Raw genomic sequence first — 19,553 nt, 5'->3', positions numbered from 1 at the left:
AAAAAATGGAAAGTCAAATACTAGAGTCGTAGCGGGTTAGATTAAATTCTTTATGTGTTCTGAATATAGAATCGGCGAGCCTGGTGCCTGTTGAAACTAATTTTGCAAGCACTCTTATTTGCTCCTTGCAAGCCAGGCTGTCAGTAGGGTGGGGGTAATTGATTGTATGATCTATTTCTCCCCATATTTCTTCAAACAATGTTCTAACTTGAATTTCACAACAGATTTTATTTTTATTATTCGGCTTAACCAAATAGTGAATGCTTGTATAGTAGGTGTCTCTAACTTCCGTATCTAATCCTAATGTACTGTAAAATGCAGCAGATTCAGGATCCCAAGTATAAGCTTTTGGTCTTTCAACAAAAATCCAATCTCCGCTTTCAATCTTATCATTTATTGCTTTATTAATTTCCTCGAATTGGTCTTGATAAAGATGCAGAACCCTAACGCCTGCAAAGTCCGATATGATATCAAAAAGATTATCTTTTGTAATCATGATACCTTTATCTAATTTTCTTTGTAGTTTATCTTCAAGGTGGGTCGGATCTTTTAAACGAGATTTAATAGAATGAATTATCGGAAACGGCTTTTTGTTAAGCTGGGGATGATCTCCGAAGAACACCAATACTCCAGCTAAAAACTGCTTGTATTCAAATTGCTTGTCCATATAAGCCTGGACCGACTCTTGAATTTCTGTTGTCATCAATTAAGGGTTTCGATTCTTTCTAACAAACTTTTTGCAAATTCTATATATCTTTCTCTGGTTGGTTTGTATAATGTATTTGCATTGCCTTTGATTGTAGATATATCATCAGCTTCCAAATTTGGTAAATCAGGAATTTCCCAAATAGGACGTTTGTATTTTTGAGACATGTTTGGCAAAGTATTATGCGAATGCATTACACTTTTCCCACCTATTGGCGTTTTTGCTAACTCTGGATCAAGATGGCTACGTAAGTCTGGATTAATAAATGCTTCAATTGTCTCCGGAATTTGTTGAGCATAATTATAATGAGCTTTGGCTAAATCCCATGGAGTAACATCCTTATATTTTTTTGCATTATATATCGTGTAACCTAAAAATCTTACAAAGTTGGTCGGAAATCTATTTCTTTTATCTTCCGAAATCAATCCATAAATAGTATTGAACTCCTTTTTCCATTGATTTAAAGCTCCCCCTATATTTCTAATGCCATACAGTGAAAACATATCAGGTAATGCTGGTATCAAAAAACCGTCGACAGTCGATATAATTACTTTATTCAAAGCGCCTAAACTTGGTGATGTATCAATTATAACAAAGTCGTAGTTATGGATTGCTGTGTACTGTTCGGCAATTGTTCTAATATTTGTGAGAGTTCTTATAGAAAGCGATTCGCCGAGATAGGCACCGCTCCACCTTTCTGAGATTTTATTTTCATATTTATGAATTGTTAATCTACCAGGAATCAAATCTAAATTATTTTTTACAGGTACAGGCGGTGGTAGTTTCGGCAAATCACTTACACCGTCTTCTGTTGGCTTCAATAAAAAATGTATTGTCTTTGGCGTATCAAGGAAGTCAGAAAAATCATTTACTGACATATTTTTCATAGAAGACTCAAAATCATCGATAAAGCTATCTTCCTCAAGCCAAATGTTATGTAATGCTTCTTCATCCATTCCACAAATGGTCAAATTGCATTGAGGATCTAAATCTATTATGAGAATTTTATGTCCCTGTTCGGCTAAAATATTGGATAAATGAAATGCTAAAGTTGTTTTACCAACCCCGCCTTTGTTGTTGAATAAGGAAATAATTTTCATTGACTAGGTCTCTTTGAAATAAATATAAACATTATGCCGATGTAACAAAACTATTAAAATAAAAAGCCTTCCGATTCCGGAAGGCTTTTTATTTTATCTCTTCTGCAACGCACTCGCTGCGGGATCATCCAAGAACCATTGGACATCGGTGCTTTTGATCAATTGCGCCGGGTATTCCTCAACGTTGGTATCATCCTCAAGGATGTGTTTAACCGCTTCGGCTTTGCCCTGGCCGTAAACCAGGAAGGCAATATGCTCTGCATTGTTTATCAATGGTGCGGTGAACGTGATGCGGTTCATCTTAACCTCATCAATGTACAAAGCCTGTACGGATGCACTTTCATCATGCAACACGCTGGTATGCGGGAACAAAGATGCAGTATGCGAGTTATCGCCTAAACCTAAAATGATCAGGTCGAATTCCGCTTTTTCGCCATCAAAGAAATCCGCAATTTTTTCGGTGTATTGTTTGGCTGCTTCCTCTGCACCAAGATCCGTCTGCACCGGGAAAACATGTGCAGGATCAATCCCCAGCGGGTCAAACAAGGTTTGTTTCGCCATCAGGTAATTGCTCTGCGAATCGGTTAACGGCACATCGCGCTCATCGCCGAAAAAGAAGAACACTTTGTTCCATTCTATTATATCGCGGTACTCGCTTACCAACAGTTCATGCAGCTTTTTAGGCGAACTGCCACCGCTTAAGGCAACCGCAAAGCGATCTTTAGCCTCAATGGCTTCCTTGGCACGATCGGCAAAGTAGGCAGCTAATGCGGCTAAAACCTCGGTATCTGTGTTAAAAACATTTAAAGTCATCTCAATTTGAAAATTAGATGATTTGAAAATTTGAAGATGCGCTAAATATTTTCAAATCAACACATCTTCAAATCATCAAATCGAGATTATTTTTTGCCGTTAACCGGTAGGGTAAACCAATTGAAACCATCGCGGGCAATTAAAGCCTCTGCAGCTTCAGGCCCCCATGAGTCGGCGCTGTAGTTAGGGAAATTAAGGCTCTTTTTATTTTGCCATGTGTTCAGGATAGGCATTACCAGTTCCCATGCAGCTTCAACCTGGTCGCCACGCATAAACAGGGTTTGGTCGCCAAGCATGGTATCCAATATCAAAGTTTCGTAAGCTTCAGGCGCCTGGTTGGTATAGGTGCCTTTATAGTCGAACACCATATCAACGGCATTCAGCACCATATCAATACCAGGGCGTTTGGCCTGTACCTGCAAGCGGATACTCATCTCCGGCTGTATGCTGATGATCAGCCTGTTCTGTTGCCAGCTTTCGGCAGCCTCAGTAGGAAATATCAGGTGCGGTACATCCTTAAATTGGATATTAATTACCGATGACGACTGGTGCATACGTTTACCTGTACGCAGGTAGAACGGAACGCCCTGCCAGCGCCAGTTATCAATAAAGAACTTGATTGCGGCAAATGTCTCGGTGTTTGATTGAGGATCTACCTTTTGCTCCTCGCGGTAGCCCGGTACTTCCTGCCCCTTCATCCAGCCGCTGCCATATTGGCCACGCACTGCAGAATTACGCACATCTTCGGGTGTGAACCTGCGCATAGCGCGTAAAACATCAACCTTGCGGTCGCGCACCTCGTCAGCATTAAAGCTAACTGGTGGTTCCATGGCTATGTGGCAAAGCAACTGCAGCAAGTGGTTCTGGATCATATCGCGCATAGCACCTGAGCCATCGTAGTAATCACCACGTTCTTCAACACCCAATTGCTCGGTAACCGAAATTTGCACATGCTCTATATAATTACGGTTCCAAAGTGGTTCCATAATAGAGTTGGCAAAGCGGAAGGCCATGATGTTCTGTACCGTCTCTTTACCCAGGTAATGGTCAATACGGTAGATCTGGCACTCATCAAAAATACCCTTAAGCAATTCATTAAGGTCTCTGGCCGACTCTAAATCATGACCGAAAGGTTTCTCGATAATGATGCGTACGCGGTTTTTATCCTCAGCCAGTTTGGCTTTAGAAATATTTGATGCAATGATAGGGAAGAAATTTGGCGCCACTGCAAGGTAGAATAACACGTTGGCGGTGGTTTTCCACTCTTTGTTGTGCTTTTCAATACGTTTACCAAACTCTTTATAGGTTTCTGCATTAGTTGCATCAGATACCTGGTAGTATATGTTTGCTGAGAACTCTGCCCATTTTTTTTCATCGGCTTTACCGCTACGCGAGAACTGGTTAATATCCTTATGCAGGTTATCGCGGAACTGCTCATCGGTAAGTTTGGTACGGCCAGTACCAATTATTGAAAATTGCGCGGGCATCCAACCATCTAAGAACAGGTTATAAAGCGCAGGTGCAATTTTACGGGCGTTAAGGTCTCCGGTACCGCCAAAGATGATAAATATGGTAGGATCGGCTTTTGCGTTATTGTTGCTCATTGTTGTGTTTTTTGGAGCGGGAAATAGGAGCGGGATGCCGGAGAAAATTCTGGCGTCCCGCTCCAACATCCCGCACTTTAAATTATTCTTTTTCCGGTGCCCATTGGGTATGGAACGTACCTTCTTTGCCTATAAGCTCATAAGTGTGCGCGCCAAAATAGTCGCGCTGGGCCTGGGTTAGGTTTGATGGTAAACGTTCGGTGCGGAAGGCATCGAAATAGCTTAAAGATGCTGCGTAGCCGGGAGCTGCTATGCCTACTTTAACAGCTGCAGCTACTACCTGGCGTATGGCCGGTATAGTACCTTCAACCAGTTTGGCTACATCCGCATCCAGTAACAGGTGCTTTAAGTTTTTATCCTTGCCGTAGGCATTATAGATATTCTCCAGGAATTTAGAGCGGATGATACAGCCACCTCTCCAAATCTTAGCGATCTCATCCAGGTGAAGATCATACTGATACTCTTCAGATGCTCTCGACAGCATGTGCATGCCTTGCGCATAGCTGATGATCATGGTGAAATAGAAAGCGTTTTCCAGAGCTTCTAAAAGCTCTTTATCATCACCCTCAATTTGCTGATGATCATCCTTGCTGTAAATACCTGCGGCTTGTGTGCGTAACTCTTTGTATTTAGACAAGTCGCGCATGGATACGGCAACGTCTACCGTTGGGATAGGTGCCTGCAGATCCATAGCGCTTTGAGAGGTCCACTTACCGGTACCTTTGGCGCGGGCTTCATCTTTAATATCATCAAGCAACAGGTGATCTGTGCCCGGTGCTTTGTATTTGAAAATATCTTTGGTGATATCTAAAAGGAATGATTGCGCACGGCCTTCGTTCCAGTCGGCAAATACTTTACCAATGGCTTCGTTGTCCATTTTAAGACCTTTTTTCATGATCTCGTAGGTCTCTGCCAACAACTCCATTATACCGTACTCAATACCGTTGTGCACCATCTTTACGAAGTGACCAGATGCGCCAGGGCCAATGTAAGTAACACAAGGCTCACCGTTTACTTTCGCAGCAATAGCTTCAAAAATCGGTTTCATTACCGCATAGGCATCTTTATCGCCACCCGGCATCATGCTTGGGCCGCGGCGTGCACCTTCTTCGCCTCCAGACACGCCCATACCGAAGAAATGCAGGCCTTTAGCTTCCAGTTCTTCTACGCGGCGGTTAGTATCGGTAAAGTGCGAGTTACCGCCATCTATTAAAATATCGCCTTTATCAAGCAATGGTGTAAGCTCTTCAATAACGCTGTCAACAGGTTTACCTGCAGGTACCAGCATCATAATGGCACGCGGCGTTTTAAGGTTCTGGATAAATTCCTTTACATCTAAAAAACCCTTAACCTGCAGATCACCACCTTCTTTATTTAGTGAATCTACTTTGCCTGCATCTTTATCATGCCCGGCTACAGCAAAACCATGGTCTGCCATATTCAGCAGCAAGCTGCGGCCCATAACACCAAGGCCTATCATGCCGAAAGCATATTTATCTGTTGTGCTCATTTTTTGTTGTGTTGAATTCTTTTTTTAAATCTTCAAGTATCTTTTTGGTTGTTTCGAAACCGGTATGCTGGTATGCCCGCATACCCAGTTTACCTGCAGCAATGGCAAACATCTTCCTGTCGTCAAAATAGACACACTCTGATGGTTGCGCCATGGCCACGCCCATTGCCAGTTTAAAAATAGCAGGGTCGGGCTTGCGGATGCCTACTTCACATGAGGAGATAAATGCATCAAACACCTCGTGCAGTTTAAACTTCTTGATGCGGTAATCATTCAGTTCCTTGCCCTCGTTGTTGATGGCCATTATCTTAAAGCCGGATGTTTTTTTCCATTCCTTAAGCCAGGCAAGCATATCCGGCAATTCCTTTGATTGCTCAAACATGAAGTTCTTAAAATCCTCGCGGGTAAATTCGCGCGGGTGGTTAAAAACAACGGTATCCAGGTAATCATCCAAGTCTACACCGGCGGCCTCGTACACATTAAAGATAAATGTGTGCAGCTCCTTAACCTCGTTATAATCAAGGCCAAATTTTCGTGCAGCTTCCTCGCGCGACTGGTGCCCCCAGCCGTTAGTAAGTAAAACCCCACCAATATCGAAAAACAGGAATTTAACAGATGTTGCTTCCATTAATTTAGTCCTTTTTCTGTTGGTCCTCAATTGCCTTTAAAAGTTTCTCGAAAGGCTTGTTGAACTTATCGATACCTTCATCTTCTAATTTCTGGGTGATCTCATCAAGGTTGATACCTGCAGCTTTTACACGCTGTAAAGTTTCAGTAGCCTGCTCTAAACCAAGCATTAAAGTATCGGCAGCAATACCGTGGTCGCGGAAAGCTTCAATAGTTTCCAAAGGCACGGTATCAACGGTATCAGGGCCAATAAGGGCCTCAACATATTTGGTGTCTTTAAAATCAGGGTTCTTGCTGCTGGTACTTGCCCAAAGCAAACGCTGTGGTTTTGCACCTTTAGCTTCCAACGCTTTCCAGCGCTCGGTGCTGAATACGCGTTTGTATATTTCGTAGGCTTTTTTAGCAGATGCAATGGCAACTTCGCCTTTAAGGTCGCTCAAGCCCTTTTCTTCCAATAATGGATCGATCATTACATCGATACGGCTTAAGAAGAAGCTGGCCACCGACGAAATGTGCGCAATGTTGTGGCCTGCTGCCAGGTGGTCTTCCAAACCTGCTATATAAGCCTCGGTAACTTCCTCGTAACGCTGTAAGCCAAACAGCAATGTAACGTTGATATTGATGCCTTTTGCGATTGACTGGCGGATAGCCTGAAGGCCCGGTTTTGTACCAGGGATTTTGATCATCACGTTTTTACGGTCAACTTTTTTCCATAGCTCTTCAGCTTGTTTAGCAGTACCCTCGGCATCTAAAGCTAAAAACGGAGATACCTCAAGGCTTACATAACCATCGGCACCTACAACTCCCTCATTATAAACCTGATCAAATAAATCGGCTGCTGCCTGAATATCTTTAACAGCTAATTCAAAAAACACATCTTCAGTTGTTTTTGCCGTTTTACCGAACTCTTTAATATCGGCATCGTAATCTGAACTGCTGGTTATTGCCTTCTCAAATATGGCCGGATTTGAGGTTACGCCTCTAACGCCGTCCTCATCAATTAACTTTTGCAGTTTACCTGATGAAATGATCTCGCGGTCGATAAAATCAAGCCAGATGCTCTGACCGAACTCGTGAATTTGCTTTACTTTATTTGCCATGATAAATGTATCTGTATGGTTTTTAATTCGTTAATTATTGTAAGTATAACACTTAGAACAGCCAAATGTGCTGATTAATGTGTTTTATAATGTAATACTAATCTCCTTATTGCGTTTACGCCGTGTCAATTAGCTGTTTAAACTTATGCTTTGATGATCTCTACCGGATAACCGATAAACAATCCGCTTTCTATCACACCGGTAATTGATTTAATGTCACGCTCAAGCGTTTTGCTGACGTTATCGAAATGGCAATCTAAAACCAGATTATTGTTTTCAGTAATAATAGGGCCATCTTTGCCTTTTGCCGGGCGTAGTACAATACTGGTAGCTCCCAATTCTTCCAACTTTTGCCCTACTGAGACCAAAGCCTGCGGGAAAACCTCAACCGGCACCGGGAAGTGGGTGCACAACTGGTTAACCATTTTGGAGTCATCTACAATGATGTAGCTCACCGGGCTTACGCTGATCAGCAACTTCTCTTTGAACATGGCACCGCCGCGGCCCTTTATAAGCCAATTGTTAGGGTCAACTTCGTCGGCGCCGTCAAATAACCAGGTAGGTGTATGTTCGTAGAGGCTGGTAAGCGGGATGCCTAGTTTGCTGCAGAACATAGAGATCTCCAGCGAGGTAGGGATAGCTTTAATATTTAATTTTTCGGTCTTGAGGCGTTCTGCAATGGCAAGTAAAGCCATGTAAACGGTAGAACCGGAACCAACACCAAGTATATCGCCATCCTTAACCTTTTGGGCAATCTGGCGCGCTACTTTTTGTTTAGCCTCCGGGTTGATGATCTCAGAAGACCACTGGAGCCGTTCAATTAAACTATCCATACTGGTATCAAGTAGTAAGTATCAGGTAGTAAGACAGAACGCCTTTACTTCATACTTACATCTTTTTTATAAATGATATTAGGTAGAAAGCATCAAGTAGCAAGAAGATGGACAGTACATCTAAATACTTGCTACTTGATACTATGGTATTAGCCTAAAAGCGCTTTCGCTTTCGCTACAACATTATCAACAGTGAAGCCGAAATGTTTGTAAAGGTCATCAGCCGGTGCAGATTCACCAAAGGTTGTCATGCACAAAGTGTCGCCCTCATCGGTAGTGTATTTGTGCCAGCCTTGTGGCGAAGCCATCTCAACAGCCAAGCGCTTTCTGCTTGCTTTTGGCAATACACTTTCTTTATACGCTGCATCCTGTGCCTCAAATAACTCCCATGATGGCATGCTTACCACGCGGGTTGAGATACCTTCTGCTTCCAGTTTTTCCTGTGCCTGTAAAACCAATGCAACTTCAGACCCGGTTGCTAATAATAATAAATCAGGGTTGCCGCTTTCTTTAGAAACTACATAAGCGCCTTTCTCAAGATTAGATGCCTTAGCAAATTTATCCTGATCTAATATAGGCAATGCCTGGCGGGTGAATACCAATACAGTTGGGCCACCTTTTTTCTCTACAGCAACTTTCCATGCGTAAGTGGTTTCGTTGGCATCAGCCGGACGGATAACCGTTACGTTAGGGATAGCACGCAGAGATGCCAAATGCTCAACAGGTTGGTGGGTAGTACCATCTTCGCCTAAGCCGATACTATCGTGCGTGTACACAAATACCGGACTGATTTTCATGATAGCCGCTAAACGGATAGGAGGGCGCATGTAATCTGCAAACTGCAGGAACGTTGCACCAAAAGGTATCAAACCTTTTGTAAGCGACATACCATTCAATGCAGAACCCATGGCGTGCTCGCGGATACCAAAGTGGAAGTTGCGGCCTGCACGGTTTTCTGAAGTGAACGAAAATTCTTCTTTAAGGTTAGTTTCGGTTGATGGTGCCAAGTCGGCCGCGCCGCCTAATAGGTTAGGCAGTGCACTTGCAATGGCGTTTAGTACCTTACCTGATGCCTGGCGGGTAGCCATTTTAGGGTCAGATGCCTTAAAGGTTGGCAATTTATCAGCCCAGCCTTGCGGAAGATCGCCTTTAAAGGCAGTTTCAAACTCGGCTGCTAACTCAGGATATTTCTCTTTGTATTTAGCAAAAAGTTCATTCCATTTTTCTTCTTTCTTAACGCCGCGCTCACCTTTTTCGCGGTAATATTTCAATACCTCATCAGGTACATTGAATGATTTTTCAGGATCAAAGCCAAAAAATTCTTTTACCAGTTTCACTTCATCGGCACCAAGCGGTGAACCGTGTGAGCCTGCAGTGCCAGATTTGTTAGGGCTGCCATAAGCGATCAACGAACGTACACGGATCAGAGAAGGTTTTTGAGACTCTGCCTTAGCGTTTATCAAGGCCAGTTCTAACGCGTGGGTGTCATTAACATCATTAACCTCCTGTACATGCCATCCGTAAGCACGGAAACGGGCGCTTACATCCTCGTTAAAAGCAATATCAGTACTGCCTTCAATAGAGATGTGGTTATCATCGTACAGATAGATCAAATTACCTAACTCCAGGTGGCCGGCTAAAGAAGCAGCCTCAGAAGTTACGCCTTCCATCATATCGCCATCGCTTACGATAGAGTAAATATTGTAGTTAAAAAGATCAAAACCCGGTTTGTTGTAACGGGCTGCCAAGTGTTTTTGTCCAATTGCAAAACCAACACCGTTTGCAAAGCCCTGGCCAAGAGGGCCTGTAGTTACGTCAACGCCCGGTGCCAAACCATACTCCGGGTGGCCGGCAGTTTTGCTGTTTAACTGGCGGAATTGTTTGATATCATCTAATGAAAGATCGTAACCGGTTAAATACAAGAAGCTGTATTGCAGGATACATGCATGGCCGGCTGAAAGGATAAACCTGTCGCGGTTAACAAAATCAGGGTTATGCGGGTTATAGTTTAAAAACTTGGTCCACAATACATGGCCCATTGGGGCCAAAGCCATTGCCGTGCCTGGGTGGCCCGAGTTTGCTTTCTGTACTGCATCTGCCGATAATATCCTTACGGTGTCTATCGCTAATTTTTCAAGTTTTTCGTTCGGTTTTTCCATTGTTGTAAGTAAAAAAGATAGCGTAATTATTTTGTTGGGGTTGCCATTGCAACGTGTGTAACGGGATGTTTATCCTCCTGCCACAATCTCGCCCCGCCTTTTATTCCGTCGGCATTGGTAACAATTTTCATGTTCTTATCCAGCTTAAAATCAAGCAGGTCTGAATTACCGCCGCCTATATATAAATAGTCGTAATTGAATACAGTTTTTAATATTTGAAAAACTTTGCGAATACGGCGGTTCCATTTTTTCTCACCTATCTCGTCAAGCGCACGGTCGCCAATATATTCGTCATAGTCACGGCCCTTTGATACCGGGTGATGTGATACCTCCAGGTGAGGCAAAAGGTGCCCATCCATCAGTAAAGCAGTACCAAAGCCGGTGCCCAGTGTAATTACCATCTCAAGGCCTTTGCCCTTTACAACGCCAAGGCCCTGCATATCAGCATCGTTAACAACCTGGGTGTCTTGGCCAAGTTCTTCGGTAAGGCGTTTTCTGAAATCAACATCGGCCCAAAAATCGGTGCCCAAATTAGGGGCTGTTTTAACAATACCGTTGCGTACATAACCCGGGAAGCCTACAGATACGCGATCATAAGGGGGATAATTTTTTACGAGGGTTTTAATTGCCTTAATGATATTATCGGGGTTGGCCGGTTTGGGGGTGGCAATCTTCTGGTAATCCATTGTAAGGTCGCCCTTGCTGTCTAATATGGTTGCCTTAACGCTTGAACCGCCAATATCTATTGAAAGTATCCTTAATTGGGAAGGTGTTGTTTTCATTTACCCGGTAATATTAAGATGTTATAATGTGGTATTCGCTGTAAATATCACATAATTATATAAAAAACAATACTAAACAGCCATATTATTAAACGCCAAATAAAGCGGAATTGCCTTACAGTTATGTAATCTCTATGTTACTTTATCTGTGCAGGCATTTTATATAACTCTTTATAACATTTTGGGTTTGCCGGAAAGGCGGTTTATGACATTAACAAGATTGTTTGCAAGACCATCATACCGACAAAATCCTGTCAGCGTTCACGAGCGTTCACAGATGTTCATGGCGTGAACGTGAACACTATAACAGGTTTAAAAAGCTACGCTAAACAAATAAAACAGCTTAACCGTTACCATTTGTGTTCATTTGTATAACTTACATCTCTATCTAAAAATTATGAGCAACATTCTGCACATTCTTAATGGCGATGCCACCCTGCACGGTTTTGAGCGCACCGGTATTGATGGTGACGTACTGGTTTGGCGCGAAGTTCTATCGGAAGGGCCATTGTTAGAGAACATCAATTCTGGTGGTTTTTGGAACAATAGAGCGAATTGGATAGGTGAGAATTTCGGCGAGACTGCTGAAGGCTATCAACAAAAAGTAGTTGAACCATTGTCTAAACTAAATGCCGATTATGACGAGGTAGACCTTTGGTTTGAGTTTGACCTGCATTGCCAGGTAAATATGCTGGGTGTTATGATGATGCTTTCGCAACATACTGATCTTAACGAGCGGAGCATTTACCTGATATGCCCGGACAGCTTCCCCAACAAACCCGACTTTCGCGGCATGGGCGAACTGACTGGCGACGAGCTGGAGTACCTGTACGATAGTATCCGCGTGCAGCTAAGCGCTTACGATTTTGAACTCGCCACCGAAGCCTGGGATATTTACATTGCTAAAGATGCCGCCCTCTTACAAAACTGGCTGGCAACAGAACGTTTCTGGGGTAACCTGCATTCGCTGCAAGCAGCGCTGAATGCTCATCTCAAACGCTTGCAGGTCGATGCAAACGGGCATAATTATATTGAGCAGAAATTATTGGAAATTTATAACCATGGTACTAAAGACCGCCCATCTATTCACCAGGAGTTTTGGAAAGCCGAACCTATTTACGGAATGGGAGATAGCGAGCTGAATACTTATTTAGATAAGCTGGGGATAAGTTAAAACTTAATTAGCTTTTCCATCATTTCCTCCAAGCGCGCTTTGGCAAGAAACTGGTCTTCCAATGCTTTGTTCATTGGTATAGCTGTATCAAGGCTTGCGCAGCGCATTACCGGTGCATCAAGATATTTAAATAAATGTTCGCCAATGTAAGCGGCAATTTCACCGCCAAAGCCGCTGGTTAGCGTATCTTCATGCAATACCATCACCTTAGAGGTTTTCTTAACGGTTTTTTCTACTGCTGCTTTGTCCCACGGCTGCAAGCTGCGAAGGTCGATGATCTCGATAGACTGATCGGGGTGGTTATCGACATACTCAATTGCCCAATGTACACCTAACCCGTACGTGATGATGCTTGCCTTGGTGCCTTCTCGTACAACACGGGCTTTTCCTATTTCAACAAAGTAATCATCATCGGGCACGTTGCCGCTAATGCTGCGGTAAAGGGCCTTATGTTCAAAATACATTACCGGGTTAGGGTCGTTAATGGCGGCCATCAATAAACCTTTGGCATCATCAGGAAAGGCAGGGTAAACTACCTTTAATCCCGGCGTTTTAGTGAACCAGGCCTCGTTGCTTTGGGAGTGGAAAGGGCCTGCACCGCTACCCGCCCCCGTTGGCATCCTTATCACTGTATCAACGGTTTGGCCCCACCGGTAATAGGTTTTGGCAAGGTTATTTACTATCTGGTTAAAGCCGCAGCTCACAAAATCGGCAAACTGCATCTCCACCACCGATTTATAACCATTAATAGCCAACCCCATCGCCGTACCAACAACGCCCGATTCGCAAATAGGAGTGTTGCGCACGCGGTCTTTGCCAAATTCGTCAACAAAACCCTGTGTTATCTTAAAGGCCCCGCCATACTCGGCTATATCCTGACCCATTATCACCAGGTTTTGGTGAGCTTGCATGCTAAAACGCAAAGCATCAGATATGGCATCAATATAGCGTTTATCCGTGCTTGTTTCTGATGGTACGTGCCGTGGGGTATTAAACAAGCGGTACATTGCCTGCTCCTCTGTTTGCACGTGGGGTATAATATCAGGCTCGTTAAATACCTTCTCAATTTCGGTATCTATTAGCGATGTAAATTCATTTCTAAGATATGGTACCCACTCGGGCCTTAACACCTGTTCATCAAGCAGGAATTTCTCAAAGCAATCCAGCGGATCTTTTTGCTTCCATTGCTCGATCAAATGCGGAGGCACGTATTTAACCCCTGATGCTTCCTCGTGCCCGCGCATACGGAACGTCATGCATTCGATGAGTACCGGGCGCGGATTCTCCCTTATCTCACGCGCCAGTTCACTAATGGTTTGATAAACTTCCAATACGTTGTTGCCATCAATGCGGCGGCCCTCTATGCCATAGCCTACAGCCCTATCGGCCAAAGTTGCGCAACGGTACTGTTCATTGGTTGGGGTAGATAGGCCATAGCCGTTATTTTCTATCAGGAATATAACCGGCAGGTCCCACACGGCGGCAATGTTCAGCGCCTCGTGAAAATCGCCTTCGCTGGTTGCCCCTTCGCCTGTAAAAACAAGCGTGACTTTTTGCTCTTTTTTTAACTTATGGGCAAGTGCAATACCATCGGCCAGGGCCATTTGCGGGCCAAGGTGCGATATCATGCCTATGATCTTATATTCCTGCGTGCCAAAATGGAAAGAGCGGTCGCGACCTTTTGTAAAACCTGATGCCTTACCCTGCCATTGCGCCATCAGGCGGGAGATAGGGATATTGCGCGATGTAAATACACCCAGGTTACGGTGCATAGGCAAAATATACTCATCGGCATCAAGCGCAAGCGTGGCGCCAACGGAGATAGCTTCCTGACCGATGCCAGAAAACCATTTGCCAATACGGCCCTGACGGAGCAGTATCAGCATTTTCTCTTCAACCAGCCGGGGCAATAACAGTTTCTTGTAAAACGTTATTAGTCCGTCGTTATCTATATTTTTCCGGTCAAAAATCATTACGTAAAGCTAAGAAGTTTTTAAAACTTTGTATGTTTGAACAATTCACTATTTCGCTATGAAGCAACTGTACGTTAGGTCCCTTTTATTTTTTGCCCTTATTGCACTGGTAAGCTTTGTGCCCGATCATTTCCTGGTGCCAGAGCATTTCTTTCTTAAAAAAGGCGACACTATAAATTTGCACCTGGTGTTAGGTGAAAACCTGGCCGGCGAAAGTGAGGTTCCTTACACGGCTAAACAAACTACCAAATTTGCCATATATGAAGGCAAAAAGGTTACTGATCTTACTAAAGTGACCAAAGATAACAGCAAGCCTTTGTTGAAGTATAAAGTTGAGAATAACGGCCCCGTGCTTATTGCTTTAAATAATAACGAGCTTAACGAGATACCACGAGAAGACTTCCTGGCATTTTTAACCGAACAAGGTTATGATGATATTGCCGATAAGCTTAAAAACAGCAACGCTTTAAATTTTACTGAAAAGTATAACCGTTATATTAAAACCCTGCTTACTGTTGGTGATGCCGGCGGTAGTGAGCATAGTAAGGTAATTGGCGACGATTTTGAGATAGTACTAAAACAAAATCCATACAAGCTTAATTACGGTGAAGACCTTACCGCAACCGTAACATTTAAAGGCAAGCCTTACGATGGCGCGGTTTGGTTGTACATTAAAGCGTCATCAGGAAATATCTATCCGCAAAAATTGGCTACAGATGGCGCAGGCCGGGTTTATATGAATATCAGTCGCGAGGGTGTATACATGCTGCGTGCTACAAAGTTTGAGGCGTCGAAAGGAAAAGATGCAGATTATGAATCATGGGTGGCCAGCTACATCTTCTCATTCCGCAACCATGATGACGAACCAAATACCTACAAAGAATTTGGCTTTGGTGATAAGCATTAAAGCAGCGGCAAGGTCTCAGGATTAAACCAGGGCTTCAGTTCATACCTTACTTGTAACAGGCCTGAATCGTATGCCTTGCTATCCAATAAGTTGAGTTGTACCCGGCTTTTGATCTCCTGGAAAAGCGCTTTACCTTCACCCAATACAATAGGGTGGATAGCCATTAACAATTCGCTTACCAAACGCTTTTGCATAAATATGGATATCAGTTCGGCGCCGCCGAAAAGCCAGATATCGCCGCCTTCAGCATTTAAAATGGCGTCGACTTTGGCATCAAAATCATCGCGACTGATCACCTTGAATTTCTCATTTTCTTCAGGCTCAAGGCTATCTGAAAAAACGTAGATATTGGGAACTGGGAACATATCCAGATCGTTGCGGATGATCTCAAAGCTTTTGCGGCCAATAAACAGGGTATCGGTGTTGGCGTAAAAGGCTTCCATACCATAATCCTGGTCGTTAAAACACCAGTCGTATTCGCCGTTTGGGCCTTCAATAAATCCATCGAGGCTCACGGCAACATTCATGATCACATTTCTTCTCATAAAATTTTATTGCTGCGGGCGCTGGCCCTCTTTCCATTGCTGACTAAAAGATTTTTCGGCAACTTTTGGCATCTCTTTGTAGTGCCCCCATGATTTTTTAAAGAAGGTACGAAGCATCCAGTTTTTCATTTTACCACCAAAGAAGTCGGTAAGTTTGCGTTTAAGCATACCTTTGGTCCATGCCTGCCAGCCCAGTTTTTCTACTACCGGTGCCAGCCCTTCCTTAACCGAATCGCGGCGGTTTAGCAGCAGCATTTTGTGTATGTCGATCTTAACCGGGCACACTTCGGTACATTTACCACAAAGGCTCGATGCAAAGCTGAGGTGCTTAAACTCCTGCATACCCCTTAAATGCGGGGCGATAACCGAACCAATTGGGCCACCGTAAGTATAATCATAAGTATGGCCGCCAATGTTTTGGAAAACAGGGCAAACGTTTAAACATGCGCCACATCGAATGCAGTATAAGCCCTGCCGCTGCTCTTTTTGAGCGAGCAAATTAGTGCGGCCATTATCAAGCAAAACAACATACATTTCTTCCGGGCCATCGGTTTCGTTAGCCTGGCGTGGGCCGCTCAATATGGTATTATAAACGGTAAGATTTTGGCCGGTACCATGGGTAGCCAGCATTGGCCAAAAAGTGTCCAGGTCTGCAATTGATGGTATCATTTTTTCGATACCCACAACGGCAATGTGTATTTTGGGGAAGCTTGTAGTTAAGCGCGCATTACCCTCGTTCTCGCTGATGGCGATACTGCCTGTATCGGCAATTAAAAAATTAGCACCTGATATGCCTACGTCTGCCTGCAAATATTTGCTGCGCAATATCTCGCGGGCTTTTTGGGTAAGCTGCTCTGGTGTGCTATCTATAGGGCTGCCAAATTTTTCATTAAAAAGTTTGGCTATGTCCTCTTTAGATAAGTGCATGGCAGGGGTAACCATGTGGTAGGGCTCCTGGCCCAGCAGTTGCACAATATATTCCCCAAGGTCGCTTTCAAGGGCTTCAATACCATGTTCTTCTAAAGCCGCGTTGAGGTGTATCTCCTCGGTAGCCATAGATTTTGATTTGATAACCGTTTTTGCGCCTGCCTTTTGAATAATATCCAGGATCTCTTTGCGGGCTTCTTCGGCATCATTGGCCCATATTACCTTACCACCGCGTTTTTGGAAGTTCGATTCAAACTCCGGTAAAAACTTATCCAGGTTTTCCATCACCCGCCATTTGATGGTGTGGCCTTTCTTTTTGGAGTGGTCCAGGTTGGCTAAGCGGGATTTGCCTTTTATGAAAGACACATCATACTTATCAATGTTGTTATTGATAATGCGCCTGTGTTCTGTTTCAAAGGCTTTTTGCTCTGATGCTACCAAAAAATCTTCTGCCGTGCTTGCCATGTATGCGAAAGTAAGTAAACCTGATAAAAGTTTTATGATATGTTAAAAATACAACAAGGACAGGTTAAACAAATAAGGGATATAAACAAAAAGAGCGGCCCAAGGGTCGCTCTTTTGTTTTAAACAGGTACTATTTATCTTGTGCCTTTTGCGGCGTCGGCTTTGTCAACAACCGGGCGGGCATCACGGTTAGCCAGTTCCCAACCGGTGTAAAAGGCCAGTTGCGCACGTTTAGCTAATAGCGGGAAGTTGATCTTACTTACTTCATCGCCAAGGCCGTGGTAATCTGCGTGTACACCGTTAAAGTAGAATATAATTGGCACGTTGTAACGGGCAAAGTTGTAATGATCTGAGCGGTAGTAGAAGCGGTTTGGATCGTTAGGATCATCATATTTGTAATCCAGCTTCATTTTGGTGTATGTGTTGTTAGCTGCCTCGCCAATTTTATGCAGATCAGAGCTTAGCATGTTTGAGCCGATAGAATATACGTAGTTAGCAGAATCCGGTTTGCCAACGTATTCTTCACCAACACGGCCGATCATGTCAATGTTTAGATCGGCAATAGTGTTAGCCAACGGGAAAACAGGATGATCTGTGTAATACTCAGAACCTAATAAGCCTTTCTCCTCACCAACGTTGCCTAAGAACAAAACGCTGCGGCGCGGGCCTTTGCCGTCTTTCTTAGCTTGAGAAAAAGCACGTGCGATCTCCAGGATACCAGTGGTTCCTGAGCCATCGTCATCAGCACCGTTGTAAACCTTATCAGTAGCACCAGGCTTGGTATTTAAGCCGATATGGTCATAATGTGCAGAAAATACCAAAACCTCATCTTTAAGTTTTGGATCGCTGCCCGGCATAAAGCCTAATACGTCTACAGCTTTTACATCTGTCTTGGTTGAACTTATGGTTACATCTGCAGTACTTTTTACAGCCTGAGATTGTTTTGCAGTAGCTGCAGCCTCTTTAAGTTGGGCAAACGTTTTGCCACTTGGTTTTAAAGCTGCATCAGCAACCGGCCCTGTTACAATAAATAATGGAGCAGTGGTAGCTTTAGCAGCCGCGTCATCCCCTTTTTTAAGTGAAAGCTGACCGGCACCACTTGGATTTACACCGTTAAAGCGTGCAAGTACAGCGCTAACGCCTTCATTTGCAGCCAATATCAATGCAGGCTTTTGCTCTTGTATAGCTTTAACAATAGCACGGCGCCCTTCAGTCATGCGGTAACTGGTGTTGGCGGGTTTGCCTGCTTCAGGTTTGTCTTCGTTTATCCAAAGTACCACTTTGCCTGCCAGGTTTAGGCCGGCTAATTCTTCCGGTGTACCAAAACCAACAAATACAACTTCGGTAGCATTTACCTTGGCATCAGCAGCACCCTGGAAAACAAAATCCTTCCAGTTCATGAAGCTTTGGCCGTTGATGGTTAAGGCGCTAACATTAACAGTGTTTTGCGTAAGCGGAACATCTAAAAAGTAAGAGCCTTTTACAGGAGCCTGCAGGCCTAATCTTTTAAATTCGGCTGCAATGTAATTAGCAGCCATTTCGGCACCGCGTTTGCCTGTCTCGCGGCCTTCATACTCATCTGATGCCAGTATGCTCAGGTGTTTTTTTGCATCGGCAGGGGTAATTAGATTACCGTACTTAACCGCTGTTGGGTTTTGTGCACATGCCGATGCCGTTATAGCAACGCCGGCTACCCATAATGATACTTTTTTCATTGTTTATTTTAAATAATAGGTCAGTTTGTTAGCAGCTTATTTTGTCAACCCGCCTTGCGTGGCGGCCACCCTCAAATTCTTCGGTAAGGAAGGTCTCGATCGTTTTCTTAACCTCTTCAAGGCTCATGTGCCTGGCAGGCAGGCAAAGTACGTTCGCATTGTTGTGGGTGCGGGCGGGTATGGCAACATCCTGTTTCCAGCATAAGGCAGCGCGTATGCCCTGGTGTTTGTTAGCTGTCATGGCTACGCCATTGGCGCTACCGCAAAGCAGGATGCCAAAATCAGCTTCTCCTTTTTCAACTGCGGTGGCAACAAGGTGTGCAAAGTCAGGATAGTCGGCAGAGTCAGAAGAGTAGGTTCCGTAATCTTTAAAAGAAATGTTATCAAACATGCCCAAGATGGCTTGTTTGTAATCGAACCCGGCATGGTCTGCACCAATGGCTATCTTTAACCCATTTTTCATCAGCTCAAATTTAAAGTTTAAATGCGTAGCCGAAGGTAAAGATTTTGTTGGAAAAGGGGCGTGTGTGCGGAGGATAATATGAAATGAGAAAAGATGCATCTGCTGCTTTGTGGTCTTGGCTTGTTGAAGACCTGTATCAGCGATAAGTGT

17 protein-coding genes are annotated in these 19,553 nt (G+C 43.9%); 2 read left to right on the top strand and 15 right to left on the bottom strand.

Annotation, left to right across the window (positions count from 1 at the left end; translation table 11 throughout):
- Nucleotides 1–13: 13 nt before the first annotated feature.
- The 10 genes from FPZ42_RS04270 to FPZ42_RS04225 form a co-directional block, all read right to left on the bottom strand.
- Entirely contained in the window at nt 14–703 is a 690-nt protein-coding gene (locus FPZ42_RS04270; protein WP_146269235.1) for a RelA/SpoT domain-containing protein, read from the bottom strand.
- Nucleotides 703–1,806 carry a ParA family protein gene (locus FPZ42_RS04265; protein WP_146269234.1) on the bottom strand — a complete coding sequence of 368 codons (1,104 nt, stop codon included), beginning with the start codon at nt 1,804–1,806 and terminating at the stop codon, nt 703–705. The genes FPZ42_RS04270 and FPZ42_RS04265 overlap by 1 nt, the downstream gene beginning before the upstream one ends.
- Before the next feature lie 93 nt (nt 1,807–1,899).
- A complete protein-coding gene (pgl, locus tag FPZ42_RS04260; RefSeq protein WP_146269233.1) occupies nt 1,900–2,619 on the bottom strand; it encodes a 6-phosphogluconolactonase in 720 nt (239 codons plus the stop codon).
- 86 nt (nt 2,620–2,705) lie between these two features.
- Entirely contained in the window at nt 2,706–4,223 is a 1,518-nt protein-coding gene (gene zwf, locus FPZ42_RS04255; protein WP_146269232.1) for a glucose-6-phosphate dehydrogenase, read from the bottom strand.
- Between the two features lie 82 nt (nt 4,224–4,305).
- On the bottom strand, nt 4,306–5,733 hold the full coding sequence (gndA, locus tag FPZ42_RS04250) for an NADP-dependent phosphogluconate dehydrogenase (RefSeq protein WP_146269231.1): 1,428 nt from the start codon (nt 5,731–5,733) through the stop codon (nt 4,306–4,308).
- The gene (locus FPZ42_RS04245) at nt 5,717–6,361 is read right to left on the bottom strand and encodes an HAD family hydrolase (RefSeq protein ID WP_146269230.1); all 645 of its coding nucleotides are present in this window, start codon (nt 6,359–6,361) and stop codon (nt 5,717–5,719) included. The genes gndA and FPZ42_RS04245 overlap by 17 nt, the downstream gene beginning before the upstream one ends.
- Nucleotides 6,362–6,365: 4 nt before the next feature.
- The gene (gene tal, locus FPZ42_RS04240; protein ID WP_146269229.1) at nt 6,366–7,460 is read right to left on the bottom strand and encodes a transaldolase; all 1,095 of its coding nucleotides are present in this window, start codon (nt 7,458–7,460) and stop codon (nt 6,366–6,368) included.
- A gap of 143 nt (nt 7,461–7,603) precedes the next feature.
- Nucleotides 7,604–8,293 (bottom strand): ribose 5-phosphate isomerase A, encoded by a 690-nt coding sequence (rpiA, locus tag FPZ42_RS04235; protein ID WP_146269228.1) that lies wholly within the window; start codon nt 8,291–8,293, stop codon nt 7,604–7,606.
- 149 nt (nt 8,294–8,442) lie between these two features.
- Nucleotides 8,443–10,452, bottom strand: coding sequence for a transketolase (tkt, locus tag FPZ42_RS04230; protein WP_146269227.1), 2,010 nt, complete (start codon nt 10,450–10,452; stop codon nt 8,443–8,445).
- Between the two features lie 26 nt (nt 10,453–10,478).
- Nucleotides 10,479–11,234 carry an ROK family protein gene (locus tag FPZ42_RS04225; protein ID WP_146269226.1) on the bottom strand — a complete coding sequence of 252 codons (756 nt, stop codon included), beginning with the start codon at nt 11,232–11,234 and terminating at the stop codon, nt 10,479–10,481.
- A gap of 397 nt (nt 11,235–11,631) precedes the next feature.
- Between FPZ42_RS04225 and FPZ42_RS04220 the strand changes: the two genes are divergently transcribed.
- The gene (locus tag FPZ42_RS04220) at nt 11,632–12,408 is read left to right on the top strand and encodes a DUF1835 domain-containing protein (RefSeq protein ID WP_146269225.1); all 777 of its coding nucleotides are present in this window, start codon (nt 11,632–11,634) and stop codon (nt 12,406–12,408) included.
- Here the strand turns inward: FPZ42_RS04220 and FPZ42_RS04215 are convergent.
- Nucleotides 12,405–14,381, bottom strand: a complete 1,977-nt coding sequence (locus FPZ42_RS04215; protein ID WP_146269224.1) for an alpha-ketoacid dehydrogenase subunit alpha/beta — start codon at nt 14,379–14,381, stop codon at nt 12,405–12,407. The two genes, FPZ42_RS04220 and FPZ42_RS04215, sit on opposite strands and share 4 nt — an antisense overlap.
- A gap of 58 nt (nt 14,382–14,439) precedes the next feature.
- Between FPZ42_RS04215 and FPZ42_RS04210 the strand changes: the two genes are divergently transcribed.
- Complete coding sequence (locus FPZ42_RS04210) at nt 14,440–15,288, top strand: DUF4198 domain-containing protein (protein ID WP_146269223.1); 849 nt, start codon at nt 14,440–14,442, stop codon at nt 15,286–15,288.
- Here the strand turns inward: FPZ42_RS04210 and FPZ42_RS04205 are convergent.
- The 4 genes from FPZ42_RS04205 to rpiB all read right to left on the bottom strand — a co-directional run bounded on the left by FPZ42_RS04205 (nt 15,285) and on the right by rpiB (nt 19,403).
- Nucleotides 15,285–15,833, bottom strand: coding sequence for a dihydrofolate reductase family protein (locus FPZ42_RS04205; RefSeq protein WP_146269222.1), 549 nt, complete (start codon nt 15,831–15,833; stop codon nt 15,285–15,287). The two genes, FPZ42_RS04210 and FPZ42_RS04205, sit on opposite strands and share 4 nt — an antisense overlap.
- A 6-nt stretch (nt 15,834–15,839) precedes the next feature.
- Complete coding sequence (locus FPZ42_RS04200) at nt 15,840–17,225, bottom strand: LutB/LldF family L-lactate oxidation iron-sulfur protein (RefSeq protein WP_146269221.1); 1,386 nt, start codon at nt 17,223–17,225, stop codon at nt 15,840–15,842.
- Nucleotides 17,226–17,359: 134 nt separating this feature from the next.
- A complete protein-coding gene (locus tag FPZ42_RS04195) occupies nt 17,360–18,940 on the bottom strand; it encodes a M28 family peptidase (protein ID WP_146269220.1) in 1,581 nt (526 codons plus the stop codon).
- Nucleotides 18,941–18,968: 28 nt separating this feature from the next.
- Nucleotides 18,969–19,403 carry a ribose 5-phosphate isomerase B gene (rpiB, locus tag FPZ42_RS04190; protein WP_146269219.1) on the bottom strand — a complete coding sequence of 145 codons (435 nt, stop codon included), beginning with the start codon at nt 19,401–19,403 and terminating at the stop codon, nt 18,969–18,971.
- Between the last annotated feature and the right edge of the window lie 150 nt (nt 19,404–19,553).

Source organism: Mucilaginibacter achroorhodeus, from assembly GCF_007846095.1.
GTDB classification, from domain to species: domain Bacteria; phylum Bacteroidota; class Bacteroidia; order Sphingobacteriales; family Sphingobacteriaceae; genus Mucilaginibacter; species Mucilaginibacter achroorhodeus.
This window is presented reverse-complemented; position numbering and strand designations above follow the sequence as displayed.